The organism is Methanosarcina sp. 2.H.A.1B.4 (assembly GCF_000979385.1).
Taxonomy (GTDB): domain Archaea; phylum Halobacteriota; class Methanosarcinia; order Methanosarcinales; family Methanosarcinaceae; genus Methanosarcina.
In genome coordinates this window covers 16,981-30,327 of the sequence record NZ_JJOV01000028.1, presented here as the reverse complement: position 1 = coordinate 30,327, position 13,347 = coordinate 16,981, and the positions used below count along the sequence as shown (strand labels likewise).

Genomic DNA, 13,347 nt, shown 5'->3' with positions numbered 1-13,347 from the left:
CGGCGACCACCGAGATCTACACCTCTCTATTCGTCGGCAGCGTCAGATGTGTATAAGAGACAGGTGTAGCTCAGGAGGTGGACCCGTACAGGATCAGGCTAACCCTCCCCCGTCGGGTGGGTCCCGCACAGATCCGGGACATGCTCCTGTCCCTCCGCCCGGAACATGTTGAGCCCATCATCGAAATGACCCTGAAGAACACCACTCTCATGAAATGGAAAATGGTCCACGTAGCCCGCAAGTTCGGAGCCCTCTCCCGGGACATCGACTACGACAGGATCAGCATGAAAAAGCTCCTTGAAATCTACGAGGGCTCTTCCATGTACGACGAGGTGGTCCGCGAGATCTTCCACGATATGCTCGACGTCCCCAGGGCAAAAGAAGTCCTGACAAAACTTGCAGCCGGCGAGATTGCAGTCGAGGTCTCGGGCCCGACGCCGATCGGCTCAGCCGGCTTTGCCATGAAAAGAGACCTCGTAGCCCCGGAAAAAGCTGACCGTTCAATTGTGCTTGCCTTAAAGGAACGCATCATGAACGACAACATAATCCTCTTCTGCACGACCTGCAAGAAATGGACCTCCCGCCGCCAGGTCAAAAATGCTCCCGAAGAAATCATCTGCCCGGTCTGTGACTCAAGAATGGTTGCAGCTCTCAAGCCCTGGGAAGATGAGGAAATCAAACTGGTCAGGAAACAGGGAAAGGGCGTCCCGGTCTCAGCCGAGGAGAAAAAACGCATCCAGAGAGTCTACCGGAACGCCAGCATCGTGAACTCGCAGGGGAAAAAAGCCGTTATTGCGCTTGCGAGCAGGGGGGTCGGGCCTGAGACGGCATCGAGGGTGATTGAAAAGTTGAGGGTGGACGAAGAGGCGTTTTACAGGGATATTCTGATTGCGGAGAGGAATTACGTGAAGACGAAGAAGTTCTGGGAATGAAAAAGAAAGGCAGATTTTTGATAGTGTGAAATTGTCTATTACTCATTTTTTTATGATTTTTCTTTCTAATGTTAATATAGTTTTTATTGAAATTAGAAACACGTAGAACATCCAATCATACCATATCTCTTTGTCGTATTCATTTTTTTGTTGCGGATTATGGTGACGAATTCCAAAGTTATTCATTATTTGGAATAAATCACTATCATCTTTCTTTGGTAATTTGATCTCACTCTTTCTCAGATATTCTAATACATCACCAAGGGTTCTAACTGCTTCTTTCTTATCTTCAATTGTTGAATTGTATCTTAGATATTTTGATATTGCGATTTTTATTTGTGAATCAATATTTCTTGGATCACTGGTTTCGACAATTTCTTCAACTACAGTTTTTAAGCCAAAAGGTGCGGTTTCTAAGATCTCACCATTATATGAAAGCTCATATCCTTCACTATAATCTTTGAGAATAACATTTATTTCTTCTCTAAATTCTGATTGACCTTCTTCTTTATCGTATTCCGAAGAGTGCCATCCGCATCCGTCCCACCTATGATACCATTTATCTGTTGGTTTAGACACATAATCATAAAGAAATTCTATGAAACTGAATAAAGTAGCTTCATCATATTGATCTATTTTTTCTTCTATGGGCCAAACGTCACATAGCCTTAGTTTCGTGTATATAAAAGCTTCAATATTTCCACCCCAAAAGCCTCTTATTTCTCCTTTGTCGACACACTGGTAACCTGTGGCTTGTTGAAAGTAAAGTCCATCTTCAAATCTTTGATATATCGAATAAAATAATTTTTTTAACATCTCAAAGTCTATTTTGTTTGTTTTTGTTAGACCTCTTCTTTCTGAATAATATTTCTTATTATCCATATTTGCTTGTATATCAACATAATTAATAGTTTTTTCTATGAGTTCATCCCATAACTAATTTTATTCAATATCAAAAAAAGTTTAAGAATTATTTTTCTTCCGCTATCCCATAACAGTAAATTCAAGGATCTCGGCAGTCTACTTGCCTCTTTTCTTAATCTATTTTATCTGGAGTCCAGCTATTAAATATCTTGACTATAACTCCAGATTTGAGAGGTTTGAAAAGAAACGCAATCGTAAAATCTCCAATCGAAGGATTTGAGGGGGGCTGGGGCGGAAATATAATAAAAAATTTATACTCCTCCACAAGTTCTCCTTTACCAAATCTATTTTCTCCTTCTTTTACCGTCATTTTACTCCAGCATACCTTTAAATGATCACAAACAAAATATACTGACATGGAAAATGCTGCCCGGCACAAAGAGTTATTCGAAAAAATCTCTTCTTTCCTTGAAAAAGAAGGAGCGACAAAGGTAGCTGTTTTTGGCTCTTATGTAAGAGGAGAGGAAAAGCCGGGAAGTGATATAGACATTCTTGTAGAGTTTTCCGAAACGAAAAGTCTGCTTACTCTCGTCAGAATTGAGAGAGAACTGTCAGAGTTTCTTGGAATGAAGGTCGATTTGCTTACTGAAGATTCAATAAGCCCATACCTTATTGATGGAATAAGAAGGGAAGCAAAAGTGATTTCGGCATGAAAAAGAATGATTCTGTTTACCTCAGTCATATTCTCAATTCAATTGGACGTATTGAAGAATATACTGAAAGTATGGAAAAAGATGATTTTCTATCCAGCAATCTGGTTCAGGACGGGACGATCAGGCAGATTGAGATCATAGGCGAAGCTACCAAAAACTTATCCAAGGATCTCCGTGATAAATATCCTCTGATTCCCTGGAGTGACATTGCAGGTATGCGAGATAGATTAATTCACCACTATTTTGGGGTTGACCTTAAAGCAGTCTGGTATTCTGTGAAAGTCGATATCCCTGCTTTGAAAAATGAGATTCTGGCTATACTCGATGTTCTGGAGACTGAAAAGTAATCATGGATTCGACTTATTTGCTATTTCTTTTCTTATAAGACTCCAGTTCCTGCTCCAGATCGAAATAAAAGGCTTTTTTTGATTTATGCTGACAAATGAATACATCAATATTGCATATTTCTGAATCTAAATAATCTTCAATCCAGCGGCCCAATCTTCTAATTTCCAATCGAAGGATTTGGGGGGCTGGCGGAAATATAATAAAAAAGTTATATTGCTTCGGCTTCTGCTGGCTTTCAGCTAATTTCTTTCTTCAATTTTCCTTCTGTTACGGAAAAGCTGCGCTTTAGTGCGGAAACAAACTCGCTATCAGTAACTTGTTTTCCAGGCTCTGTAAGTTTCCAGGTCATCTTTAATAAGGCTAAATGCAAAAGCAAGCACAGCGACATCGTCCACAAATCCAAGTAAAGGAATAATATCCGGAGAGAAGTCAACCGGACTTATGAGATACAGGAGAGCGAATGTTATCACCAGTACCGTTTTCTTCGGGACCGGGTATTTCCCGGTGAAGGAGTCTGATAACATTGAAAACAGTAATTCCAGATAATACCATATTTTCCCGAGATCTGCCCGGCGGTGATGACTACCTCTCAGTTCTTCAGGAAAAATCGTACTGGTATCAGAATCCTGGTCCGGATTTACATTAAATTGGTCAAGATTTGATCCAACTTTCTTCGCTCTGAAATTATAGGTTTTGTCCATGATAATCCTCCAATCTCATATTGGATTGTATCTCGGGGTTCTTAAACCAAATCTCAAATTGGATATTCTTTCCTTTTTTGCATCAAAATCGATTTTAAATTAAGTGCTCTTTCCAGGTTGTGTCAAAAAATATACAGGCACTAAAATAATTGGGTACAAATAAAAACGGTGATAATAGGATATTAAGTTTGTCTCAAGAATTCCTTCCCCATTCTTCAATTTTATTTTGTCTAAAATAATCTAAATAATCTTCATACAGAGGCGCAGTCGATGGATTTGAGGGGGGCTGGAGAATGGTATCGATTTTCGGTAAATAGGGCAAAATTTGAAGCAGCCTTCTGGTACAAAATCTATAGCCCTCAGGCAAGAAAATTCCTTACTGACGATCAATAAAATAGTCTCTAAAATATTACAAAAAAATGGTAAAGTTTCCGAACAGATACAGAGGAGATTAAAATGGTTCGGAACTAAAAAAATTAAATTTGATTTGATAAAATCAGTAAGATATTAGATTTGCTGAACCATTTTTTCTACCTTAATTCCGGTTTCGGTCAGGAAGTAAACCTCTTCTTTTTTTGCGATCAGCTCTTTTTCGTCCAGTTCCTCGAGGGTCTTTGCTATGGTAGGATATACTACCCGAAGTGTTTTAGCGATACGTTTTCCTTCCATTTCCCCTTTTGAGGCGAGCAGAGAGAGTACTTTTTGCCTTACGTTGTTTCCGTTCACAAAACCTATTAACTCATTCATAGGGTACCTCCCGGATATGTTGGATTTCCCGGGCATTATTATATCGGCACATTTATATATATTAAGTGCATAAATGTGTGATTATATATGTAACATAAAAAGATGGGGTTCAAGATATATTTAGCTTTTTGCTGGCTGAAAAATGCTTTTTCAGGCAAAAACACAAATTTTCGGGGTTTTATTCTTCAAGGTACGAATCCTGTTTTCCGGAGTTTCTGTTTCGTGAAGCTGCCTGCGCCCGAATTTTTAGATTTTTTCGTATACTGCCCCCATTTTTTATGCAAACATGTTAATTCTATTAATTCCATAATTAATTCCAGACTGTGAGATTTATTATGTCTCGATGAGATTATTTACTTAAAATACAAATTATAAAAAAAATACAAAGCTCTGGTTGGCTTTTTATATAATTGAGAATTTTTGTTTATGACCGAAATTCAGTATAAAGTGCCTTAAAAACACCATTAGGCTTTAATATCATCATTGATAAGTACTTTATATCTAATCAGTTATTTTCGGATGTAAATTACATATACAATGATTACAAATTTGGAGGACATACCAACAAATGAGCAGCGGAATGTGCCCGGTATGCGGGCTTCCTAAAGAACTTTGCATCTGCGAAGAGGTTGCTAAAGAGCAACAGAGAATTACTGTGAAAGTAAACCGAAGGAGATATGGGAAAGAAGTCACTGTTGTAGAAGGTTTCGATGCAAGTGAAATTGACCTTCATGAACTATCTACCTATCTTAAATCAAAATTTGCATGCGGCGGTACAGTAAAAGGAAACACTGTAGAACTCCAGGGCAACCACCTGACCCGCATGAAAGAAGTCCTCATGGAAAAGGGTTTCTCTGCTGAACAAATTAAGAATTAAACTCTGAATCCGTCCCCCACCGGAACAACCGAACCTGAGAACCGGAATGTAAGTTTATAGATTCGGGGTTGTACGTATCTTTTTGCCAGTTTTTCGATAGCTTGTGCTTTATTCTTGGTGCATCGACAGGAACCTGGGTTCCTGCTCGGAAAACTATACAAAAAGTGCGTTGTTATATATTTTAAAAATTCGTGTTATATATTGAAAACCAATTGTTTAATTTGATCTGTGCAAGTGTTGGTCTCCAATGAAAACAACATGCGAAATTATGGTACAGAAAGTTTTGCCTGCAATCAGGGCTGAACTTTCACGGGCAATGATTTTCGAGCATGGATGCACGCAGCAGGATGTAGCAGATATCCTTGAGCTTTCAAGAGCTGCGGTATCCCAGTACGTGAGCGAAAAACGCGGGGCAGAAGTTGATTTTTCTGAAGAGACCCAGAAAGAAATCCGTAAATTTGCATCGGTGCTCTTAAATGGTGGTTTATCCTCTCAGGAGAAGGTAGAGGGTATGTGTAGCATATGTTGTTTTGTTCAAAAATCTGGCTGGCTGTACAGGACTGTTCCTGAAGCTAAAGCCTGCATCATCTGTAAGGATATGAATTAAAGGTGAAAGACACACTGTGTATCAAGTGCAAGGGAAAAGGACTTTGTGGGCGCCCCCGCTGCCCAATCCTTGAAAAATTTAAATCCTTGCAATCAATTTCACCTGTAATCTCTGGAGATTCTGTATTCGGGGCTTCTCCCCCGGCTCTTTTTGTCGGAAGCCATGGTTACCCCAGGGTTTCGGCGGGCCCCCTGATTCCTCCCTTAGCAACGGAAAACGAAGCTTTGCTTCTCGAAGATCCTTCGGCCTGGGGGAACATGCAGATCGAAGATATCATCTCCATGCGCTCCCGTATGGTCAGGGCAAACACGAGCCTGCATATAAAAGATGCGCGGAGCAAAGAAAATCCTCTTCTGGTGAAGGCTCAGGAACTGGCGCTTTCCAGTAAGCCAGTCGATACTGAAGCCTGGTTTTTTAAAGCCCCAAAACAGGAACTCAAGTTCGATGCAGTCCTTACACCTATGGGTCCCTCCGGGCTTGTGAAAAACTTTGAGCTTGCCGAAAACCCGGATGTCCCTAAAAAAGTGGACTACCTGGTCTATGATACCGATGCCCTCGCAAAAGACGCTGTCACTGAACTTTTAAACAGTGATGTTTCTACTGAACATATCACACGCCTTTTTTCTATAGGCCTGCTCGGGAAAGAACGTAAAATTGTGCCTACCCGCTGGTCTATCACAGCTGTGGATGATATGGCAGGAAAGGAACTTGCAGACCGCATAAGGGACTTTCCGTGGGTTTCTGACATTAAGCTTTTCAGCGGGACACATTTCGGAAACCATTTTGAGGTCCTCATCCTTCCGCGGGCTTATTCTTTCGAACTGATTGAAATCTGGCTCCCAAAAACAGTCTGGTCCGGGGAATCAAGCTGGATAGGAGAGGACAGCGAAGGCCTTGAAGGAAAAAAAGGGTATTCTCCTCTTGCAGGGGGTTATTATGCAGCAAGGCTTCCTGTGCTTGAGTACCTGACAGAAATCAAAAGACAGGCTTCGGTCTTTGTGCTGAGGGAAATAACTCCCGATTACTGGGCTCCTCTCGGGGTCTGGGTGGTCAGGGAGGGCATGAGAAAAGCTCTTCAAAATCCTCCTAAAACCTTTGATTCCCTGGAAGCAGCAGTTTCGGACCTTACGGAAAGGGTAAAAACCCCAAAATTAGAGTGGATGCAGCAGGCAAAGATGCTTTCTGACTTCCGGTTCCAGACAACGCTTGATTTCTTTTTTAAAACATGATTTAGTTAAAGCTTGAAAAATATTCACAAACCTCAGGGACAGGGTTTCCTGAATAATCTGTAATTTAAAAAATTCGTAATGTGTTGTAAACTCAAATTAAGTGTGGATAGGTCCACAAAGCCAAAAATAATATTCCAAAAGAAGGATTTGAAAGCCTTTTCAGGCTTCTTCAAACCTTCAATCTTTACCAGGCTTATTAAAAGATCTCGGGCACAATGCGCCGGGCAACTTCTTCATAAGCTTTGGAAATGTCGCCTTTGTCAAATCTGAAGACATCTTTGTCCATGGACTGTCCGGTTTTCTTGTCCCAGAAACGGCAGGTGTCGCAGGAAATTTCATCGGCAAGGATTATTTCCCCGTCCCTTCTTCCAAACTCAAGTTTAAAGTCGGGAAGCAGGATTCCTTTCTCGTCAAGGTAGGGCACAAGCAGCTCGTTGATTCTGAGCGCAAGCTTCCGGAGTGCAGCAAGTTCTTCGCGTGTTGCAATACCAAGCGCAACAGCGATGTCATCATTCAGCATTGGATCTCCGTACTCGTCGCTTTTGAAATCAAAAACGATAACCGGGAACTCGAAAATAGTACCTTCTTTCATAGGGTATTTCTTTGTAATGGAACCCGCGGCAATGTTTCTAACAATAACCTCGATCTTTATGATTTCTACTTTCTTTACAAGCATATCGATGTCAGAAAGCATGCTGACAAAATGTGTTTTCATCCCGCTGGCTTCCAGCATCTCAAATATCTTTTTTGAGATCTGGGCATTGTAGTAACCCTTCCTTTCCATCTCGCCTTTCTTTTCTCCGTTGAACGCGGTCAGGCTGTTTCGGAATTCGGCGATAAAGGTGTCGGGATTATCTGTCGCATAGATAGTCTTTGCTTTCCCTGAATAGAGTTGTTCTCTTTTCATGCAGTGGTCCTCTCTAGGGATAATTTTGGATTTCCTTAGATAGAGAGATTTTCCGGAAATATTATTCCCGGAATAACAATAACTTTAATATATGAGTTCTTTAATAACGCTTTGAGCATTTCAGAAGCGGATATGGAATATGTACCGGAACTGGATGCCTTATGGTAGTGATCGAATCACTCCCAGAACTCACAAAGACACTCCCTGAAACTCGAGATGGTTGCAGATTTGCAGAGATTTTTTCCTGAAATATACGCTCGGTTTCATGAAGAGTCGGAGTGAATGATAAAGTCTTTCTGCTAGATAAAGTTATCATCTCCTGCCGGTTTTCTGTCCTTCCGCAGAGTCTGTCTCCTGCTTCGTAAATTATATCATTGAAGAAAATCAATTAATAGCTTTAACAACTTAATCAAAGAATTAAGAACTTACATCACTTGAGCGCCCACCACCTAATTAAAGACCCATCTCAATACGCAACGGATAAAAAAACATGTCAGGAATTATACTAGACATAGTAGAGCTACTGCTGACCGCAGAGATCTATAACCGCTATCCAGAACTGGATGTAAATGACCTTCCCAAAAATATCCGGAAAAATTACTGGAACAGCACAGAAAAAACGGTTCCTAAACCCATTATAGCTTCATTTGTCAGGATCGAAAAACTATATGGGATCAAAGATATCGAAAAAAGTGTACGGAATGTACCTTTCATATCCATTGACAGGGCTCACTTTGAACTCCGCCTGAGCGCATTTGAACTTGCCGCGGAATGGCTTGAAAAACAGGAAGGATCTCAGGAGAGAATAGATAACAATCCAGTCCTTGCTTATTACTTTGGAGAAATCAGGAAGGATGAAGTTGCAAACTATGCAGCTGCAAAAGCAAAGATCAGGCCAAAGGAAGTCGACAGGGAATGGATAGAATCTCTGATAGCTGAAATCAGGAAAGAAGACAAGAGCGAAGAAATGCTCAAGCTCGTTGTCATTATCGCTCCTGAAGACGTCAAACAGAAAGTCAAGGACCTTGTGCTCACCGAGGAACAGGAAGACGAAATTGAAAAAATTATGAAAGCCATCAAGCACAGGGAATACCTGCGGGAGATAGGGCTGCATGATATTGGAAAACTCCTGTTTGTCGGGCCTCCGGGCACCGGAAAAACCTCAGTTGCCCGCGCACTTTCAGAACAGCTCTCCATTCCCTTTGTTGAGGTCAAACTCTCAATGATTACGGATCAGTACCTTGGCGAGACTGCTAAAAATATAGACCGTGTTTTCCTGCTTGCAAAAAAGCTGAATCCCTGCATTCTTTTCATAGACGAGCTGGACTTTGTTGCAAAAGCCAGGACTTCAGACGAAAACGCTGCAATCAAGAGGGCGGTCAATACTCTCCTGAAAGCTATAGATGAAATCAGCCTGGTAGAGCATGGAGTCCTGCTGATTGCTGCAACAAACCATCCTCGGATGCTTGACAGTGCAGCGTGGAGGCGTTTTGACGAAATCGTCCATTTCCCTCTGCCTGACCTTGGTATGCGTAAAAATATCCTGGACATTGTGACCCGGCACATAGAGGGAGACTTTGATACCGGAGAGATTGCGTCACTGACAGAGAATTATTCGGGTTCTGACCTGCGCATGGTTATCAGGGAAGCTGTCCTGAGTGCTCTTCTGGAAGAGCGCAAGGTACTTACCCAGCAGGACCTGCTGGAAGCAGTAAAGTCCTTTGATGAAAGGGCAAATCTCAAATCCGATGAATATAAAGGGAAGAGTTCTTCATGAGGCTAAAGCTGCTCGGGACAGGTGATGCTGTTGGGACTCCTAAAATCGGCTGTAACTGCCCCGCATGCACTGATGCCCTTGAAGGTGGAAAGAGCCAGCGCCTTCGTTTTTCTATCCTTGTGGAGTCTGATCAGGGTAAAATTCTTATTGATACCAGTCCTGATCTCAGGCAGCAGTTTCTCAAGCAAAAACTTTCGGGCATAGACGGGGTAATCTGGACACATGGTCACTACGACCACTACGCAGGTTTCGGGGAGTTTTATCGGGTTCAAAATAAAGTTGCTGTCTATGGAGTTAGAGAAACTCTGGACTACATAGACCAGTACGTTTCTTTCCTGAAACCCAGGTACCACTACGTAAATTTCTATGAACCCTTCGAATTAATCGGGCTTCAGTTTACCCTTTTTAAGGTTTCCCACCCACCGGTAGAAACCCCTGCGGGCGTTATTATCCAGGAGGGGAATACCAGGGTTGTGGTCACCAGTGATACGAACCCGGAGATTCCTGAAAAAAGCCTGGAGTTTATGAAGGAGCCGGATCTTCTGATTGCAGATGCTATAGTTCCTCCGCACATCCATATCAAGAAACACATGAACTCGGAAGAAGCTCTGGCACTTGCACAAAAACTCAATGCAAAAGAAGTGGTCCTGACCCACCTCAGCCATCTCTACCGCCCGCACCATATCGAATCGATGTTTTTGCCCCTGGGGTATGACGGGCAGGTCTTTGAGTTTTAATCTTTTTTAAAACCGGAACTTCTTTTTAAACGCAATTTCCATTTTTATTATTTGGATGTTAGTTCTATATATCCTGGAACTCCAAAACTGGGTATGAACCCTAAACGCATCAGGACTCTTAAACCGGGGAAATCAGGGGAAGGGCCTGTTGTTTACTGGATGAGCCGTGACCAGAGGGTTGAAGACAACTGGGCTCTACTGTTTTCCCGGGCAATAGCACAGGAGGCTGATGTACCGGTAGCCGTGGTTTTCTGCCTGACAGAAGAGTTTTTGGGGGCTGGAAGAAGGCATTATGAATTTATGCTCAAAGGGCTGCAGGAACTTGAGGTTGCCCTTTCCCGGAAAAAGATTCCCTTCTTCTTCCTGGAAGGAGACCCCGGGCAAAGAATTCCTCAATTTGTAAGAAAATACGGGGTTGGGACTCTTGTTACTGATTTCAGTCCGCTTCGTGTAAAGGCTGAGTGGATTGAAAAAATTATTTCTGCTATCAAAATTCCATTTTTTGAGGTCGATGCCCACAATGTTGTCCCATGCTGGGAAGCTTCTCCAAAACAGGAGTATGCTGCGCATACTTTTCGCCCTAAACTCCATGGGCACCTCTCTGAGTTTCTTGAGGAATTTCCAGAACTTGAGCCGAACTCCGAATCTATTGAAATCCCATCAGGCCACAGTATGCCTGAAATTTTATCCAACACACAGGAAACCGGAATTAAAGCCCTGCTTCTGAAGGAAATCTCTGGCAAAGACAATGATTCCCTCTTTGAGCCTGAGCATTTCAAGCCCGGGGAAAAAGCTGCAAGAAAGGTAATGGAGAGTTTTCTTGCAGAGAGGCTTGACTCTTACAACACGTTGCGGAACGACCCGACAAAGAACGCACTCTCAAATCTTTCCCCTTACCTTCATTTCGGGCAGATCTCGGCGCAGAGGGTCGTGCTTGAGGTGGAAAAGGCAAAAAGTGACCCTGAATCAAAAAAAGCTTTCCTGGACGAGATCCTTGTATGGAAGGAGATTGCGGACAACTTCTGTTATTACAACCCCGGATATGAAAGATTTGAGAGCTTTCCTGACTGGGCAAAGAAGTCCCTCAATGTCCACCGGCATGATCGGAGAACGTATGTCTACACCCTCGAGGAATTCGAGGCAGGAAAGACGCACGATCCTCTCTGGAATGCAAGCCAGATGGAACTGCTCCGTACCGGGAAGATTCACAGCTATATGCGTATGTACTGGGCAAAAAAAATTCTGGAATGGAGCGAATCTCCGGAAAAAGCCCTTGAAATTGCAATCTGCCTGAATGACAGATATGAACTGGACGGAAGGGATCCCAATGGTTATGCTGGAATTGCCTGGAGCATCGGGGGAGTCCATGACCGGGCCTGGAAGGAGAGAGAAGTGATCGGAAAAATCAGATATATGAGTTATGAGGGCTGCAAAAGAAAATTTGACGTTAAATCATATATTGCAAAATATTCAGTTCTGTAGAAATCCTAACTTTTATCCCCCCGACTTATCCCATTTTTTTTGTTTATGTTGTATACTATGATTTTAACTTTTACCGATATGCATACAGGCATATTAAAGCTTCAATTTGCGTTTTTCCCCGATAATTGTAGTGTTTTGCCTGCTACCAGACACAGGGATTAAAATGGATCTATTTCTTTCGATAGACTGGCCTTTAAACCTGCCAATCAGCAGGTAAACATAATTCGCATTGAAGCATTAAGTTAATATTTATCTTGCCATTTTTATTTTATAAAACGAATTTATAAGGTGTACAGGCGTGAATCAGCATTACTTTTCTTTGGCTAATTATTATAAGTATTTCATAGGTCTTGACGGCATTATACTTACTTTCTTAATAATAAAGAGTTATCCAGCTGTTTTTAATTTAGAAACAAAAGCTAGCTTTTTTATTATGTTAGTAGGAGCATTTTGTGTGTTCATTGATAATTGGAACCGAAAATCAATAGCTTACAGATTATATGTTGAACTATACGAAAACGAATATCAAGCTAATTCTGACTACAAAGCTGGTAAAATATTTATAAACTTAATTTTTTATGTAATCTCTATATATTTAATATCTGGTGTATTTGGTGCTCTCTGACACTCGCCCGTAGGCTTTCATGAAGGGATTATTTAACCTGGGCGGGAGGTGAGAAACCCGCCCGTCAGGTTCGACGAGAGGACAGGCTTATCATACTTTTTTATAATGTAGTATTTAAACTCCAACCCTGCGTTTTATAATATATATTTGAGAAATTCGAGTAGAAGATTAGAATTTAAAGGCTTATTACATTCGCTAATGTTTCAGGCAGTTGGCTGATCTGAAGGAGTTTTTATTATTTCTCTAAGGACTAAAACAACCTTTTAATACAAAATAATCTTTTAACCGAAAGTAGTATATCTACAAATTACTTGAGTTGTCTCAAAATATCCGGTTAGAAGGGTGCTGAAAAATAATAAATTCCTATACCAAAATAACTTTTTATTTTTTTATTTTTTCTTTAAGAGGTTCCGATTTTTAGATTAGTCACATATAAATACAAGTACAGCCAATTTTAATACAGGGATTTTTATATTTATCCCCCTTATAGAAAACCAGAATATAAAGTAAAAAGGGAGTGATACTTATGGCAGTAAGAAATCCTGTAGACCTGATCGCCCTTATACTTGTTATAGTGGGCGGATTAAACTGGGGGCTTGTAGGACTCTTTGATTTTAACCTTGTAGATACTATCTTCGGGGCAGGGAGTACTCTTTCGAGAATTGTGTACATGATTGTTGGGCTTGCAGCGCTTTATATGATCTATTTCACTGTAAGAGCTGAAACATCTCAAACTCATGAGACCGCAGTACGTCACTAAGGAAAAAAGATTTGAAAAGCTCCTTTCCGGGGTAATACTGT

Annotated in this window: 14 protein-coding genes and 1 pseudogene; 10 read left to right on the top strand and 5 right to left on the bottom strand. The window is 41.4% G+C overall.

What is annotated here, in order from left to right:
• Window positions 1–59: 59 nt before the first annotated feature.
• Window positions 60–932, top strand: a pseudogene (locus EO92_RS04255) (helicase); the annotation flags it as partial.
• A gap of 42 nt (window positions 933–974) precedes the next feature.
• On the opposite strand, the gene EO92_RS04250 reads toward EO92_RS04255, so the two are convergent.
• Both EO92_RS04250 and EO92_RS04245 read right to left on the bottom strand, forming a co-directional pair.
• Window positions 975–1,814, bottom strand: a complete 840-nt coding sequence (locus tag EO92_RS04250; RefSeq protein ID WP_048169564.1) for a hypothetical protein — start codon at window positions 1,812–1,814, stop codon at window positions 975–977.
• Window positions 1,815–1,968: 154 nt separating this feature from the next.
• Complete coding sequence (locus EO92_RS04245; protein ID WP_048169562.1) at window positions 1,969–2,166, bottom strand: hypothetical protein; 198 nt, start codon at window positions 2,164–2,166, stop codon at window positions 1,969–1,971.
• Window positions 2,167–2,212: 46 nt separating this feature from the next.
• On the opposite strand from EO92_RS04245, the gene EO92_RS04240 reads away from it, so the two are divergent.
• Both EO92_RS04240 and EO92_RS04235 read left to right on the top strand, forming a co-directional pair.
• On the top strand, window positions 2,213–2,509 hold the full coding sequence (locus EO92_RS04240) for a nucleotidyltransferase family protein (protein WP_048169560.1): 297 nt from the start codon (window positions 2,213–2,215) through the stop codon (window positions 2,507–2,509).
• Entirely contained in the window at window positions 2,506–2,856 is a 351-nt protein-coding gene (locus EO92_RS04235) for a DUF86 domain-containing protein (protein ID WP_048132086.1), read from the top strand. Before EO92_RS04240 ends, EO92_RS04235 begins: the two co-directional genes overlap by 4 nt.
• A 309-nt stretch (window positions 2,857–3,165) precedes the next feature.
• Here EO92_RS04235 and EO92_RS04230 read toward each other — a convergent pair whose 3' ends face one another.
• Together EO92_RS04230 and EO92_RS04220 are read right to left on the bottom strand one after the other, a co-directional pair.
• On the bottom strand, window positions 3,166–3,558 hold the full coding sequence (locus tag EO92_RS04230; protein WP_048169559.1) for a YkvA family protein: 393 nt from the start codon (window positions 3,556–3,558) through the stop codon (window positions 3,166–3,168).
• A gap of 507 nt (window positions 3,559–4,065) precedes the next feature.
• On the bottom strand, window positions 4,066–4,305 hold the full coding sequence (locus EO92_RS04220; protein ID WP_048132080.1) for a transcriptional regulator: 240 nt from the start codon (window positions 4,303–4,305) through the stop codon (window positions 4,066–4,068).
• 568 nt (window positions 4,306–4,873) lie between these two features.
• Here EO92_RS04220 and yciH point away from each other — a divergent pair.
• The 3 genes from yciH to EO92_RS04205 all read left to right on the top strand — a co-directional run bounded on the left by yciH (window position 4,874) and on the right by EO92_RS04205 (window position 7,018).
• A complete protein-coding gene (gene yciH / locus EO92_RS04215) occupies window positions 4,874–5,182 on the top strand; it encodes a stress response translation initiation inhibitor YciH (RefSeq protein ID WP_011032808.1) in 309 nt (102 codons plus the stop codon).
• A 247-nt stretch (window positions 5,183–5,429) separates the two neighbouring features.
• Window positions 5,430–5,789 carry a transcriptional regulator gene (locus tag EO92_RS04210; RefSeq protein WP_048142084.1) on the top strand — a complete coding sequence of 120 codons (360 nt, stop codon included), beginning with the start codon at window positions 5,430–5,432 and terminating at the stop codon, window positions 5,787–5,789.
• A 2-nt stretch (window positions 5,790–5,791) separates the two neighbouring features.
• On the top strand, window positions 5,792–7,018 hold the full coding sequence (locus EO92_RS04205) for an Nre family DNA repair protein (RefSeq protein ID WP_048169554.1): 1,227 nt from the start codon (window positions 5,792–5,794) through the stop codon (window positions 7,016–7,018).
• Window positions 7,019–7,214: 196 nt separating this feature from the next.
• Here the strand turns inward: EO92_RS04205 and purC are convergent, their stop codons facing one another.
• On the bottom strand, window positions 7,215–7,925 hold the full coding sequence (gene purC / locus EO92_RS04200; RefSeq protein WP_048169552.1) for a phosphoribosylaminoimidazolesuccinocarboxamide synthase: 711 nt from the start codon (window positions 7,923–7,925) through the stop codon (window positions 7,215–7,217).
• Between the two features lie 490 nt (window positions 7,926–8,415).
• On the opposite strand from purC, the gene EO92_RS04195 reads away from it, so the two are divergent.
• The 4 genes from EO92_RS04195 (at window position 8,416) to EO92_RS04175 (ending at window position 13,306) form a co-directional block, all read left to right on the top strand.
• On the top strand, window positions 8,416–9,702 hold the full coding sequence (locus EO92_RS04195) for an ATP-binding protein (RefSeq protein WP_048169550.1): 1,287 nt from the start codon (window positions 8,416–8,418) through the stop codon (window positions 9,700–9,702).
• Window positions 9,699–10,439 carry an MBL fold metallo-hydrolase gene (locus EO92_RS04190; RefSeq protein WP_048169548.1) on the top strand — a complete coding sequence of 247 codons (741 nt, stop codon included), beginning with the start codon at window positions 9,699–9,701 and terminating at the stop codon, window positions 10,437–10,439. Before EO92_RS04195 ends, EO92_RS04190 begins: the two co-directional genes overlap by 4 nt.
• Before the next feature lie 93 nt (window positions 10,440–10,532).
• Complete coding sequence (locus EO92_RS04185) at window positions 10,533–11,921, top strand: deoxyribodipyrimidine photo-lyase (protein ID WP_048169546.1); 1,389 nt, start codon at window positions 10,533–10,535, stop codon at window positions 11,919–11,921.
• A 1,151-nt stretch (window positions 11,922–13,072) separates the two neighbouring features.
• The gene (locus EO92_RS04175) at window positions 13,073–13,306 is read left to right on the top strand and encodes a DUF378 domain-containing protein (RefSeq protein ID WP_048169542.1); all 234 of its coding nucleotides are present in this window, start codon (window positions 13,073–13,075) and stop codon (window positions 13,304–13,306) included.
• Window positions 13,307–13,347 lie beyond the last annotated feature (41 nt).

What these genes read in the sequence shown, in the direction of transcription:
- EO92_RS04250 (WP_048169564.1), bottom strand. Translation starts at nt 1,814, where the DNA reads ATGGATAATAAGAAATATTATTCAGAAAGAAGAGGTCTAACAAAAACA.
- EO92_RS04245 (WP_048169562.1), bottom strand. Translation starts at nt 2,166, where the DNA reads ATGACGGTAAAAGAAGGAGAAAATAGATTTGGTAAAGGAGAACTTGTG.
- EO92_RS04240 (WP_048169560.1), top strand. Translation starts at nt 2,213, where the DNA reads ATGGAAAATGCTGCCCGGCACAAAGAGTTATTCGAAAAAATCTCTTCT.
- EO92_RS04235 (WP_048132086.1), top strand. Translation starts at nt 2,506, where the DNA reads ATGAAAAAGAATGATTCTGTTTACCTCAGTCATATTCTCAATTCAATT.
- EO92_RS04230 (WP_048169559.1), bottom strand. Translation starts at nt 3,558, where the DNA reads ATGGACAAAACCTATAATTTCAGAGCGAAGAAAGTTGGATCAAATCTT.
- EO92_RS04220 (WP_048132080.1), bottom strand. Translation starts at nt 4,305, where the DNA reads ATGAATGAGTTAATAGGTTTTGTGAACGGAAACAACGTAAGGCAAAAA.
- yciH (WP_011032808.1), top strand. Translation starts at nt 4,874, where the DNA reads ATGAGCAGCGGAATGTGCCCGGTATGCGGGCTTCCTAAAGAACTTTGC.
- EO92_RS04210 (WP_048142084.1), top strand. Translation starts at nt 5,430, where the DNA reads ATGAAAACAACATGCGAAATTATGGTACAGAAAGTTTTGCCTGCAATC.
- purC (WP_048169552.1), bottom strand. Translation starts at nt 7,925, where the DNA reads ATGAAAAGAGAACAACTCTATTCAGGGAAAGCAAAGACTATCTATGCG.
- EO92_RS04195 (WP_048169550.1), top strand. Translation starts at nt 8,416, where the DNA reads ATGTCAGGAATTATACTAGACATAGTAGAGCTACTGCTGACCGCAGAG.
- EO92_RS04190 (WP_048169548.1), top strand. Translation starts at nt 9,699, where the DNA reads ATGAGGCTAAAGCTGCTCGGGACAGGTGATGCTGTTGGGACTCCTAAA.
- EO92_RS04185 (WP_048169546.1), top strand. Translation starts at nt 10,533, where the DNA reads ATGAACCCTAAACGCATCAGGACTCTTAAACCGGGGAAATCAGGGGAA.
- EO92_RS04175 (WP_048169542.1), top strand. Translation starts at nt 13,073, where the DNA reads ATGGCAGTAAGAAATCCTGTAGACCTGATCGCCCTTATACTTGTTATA.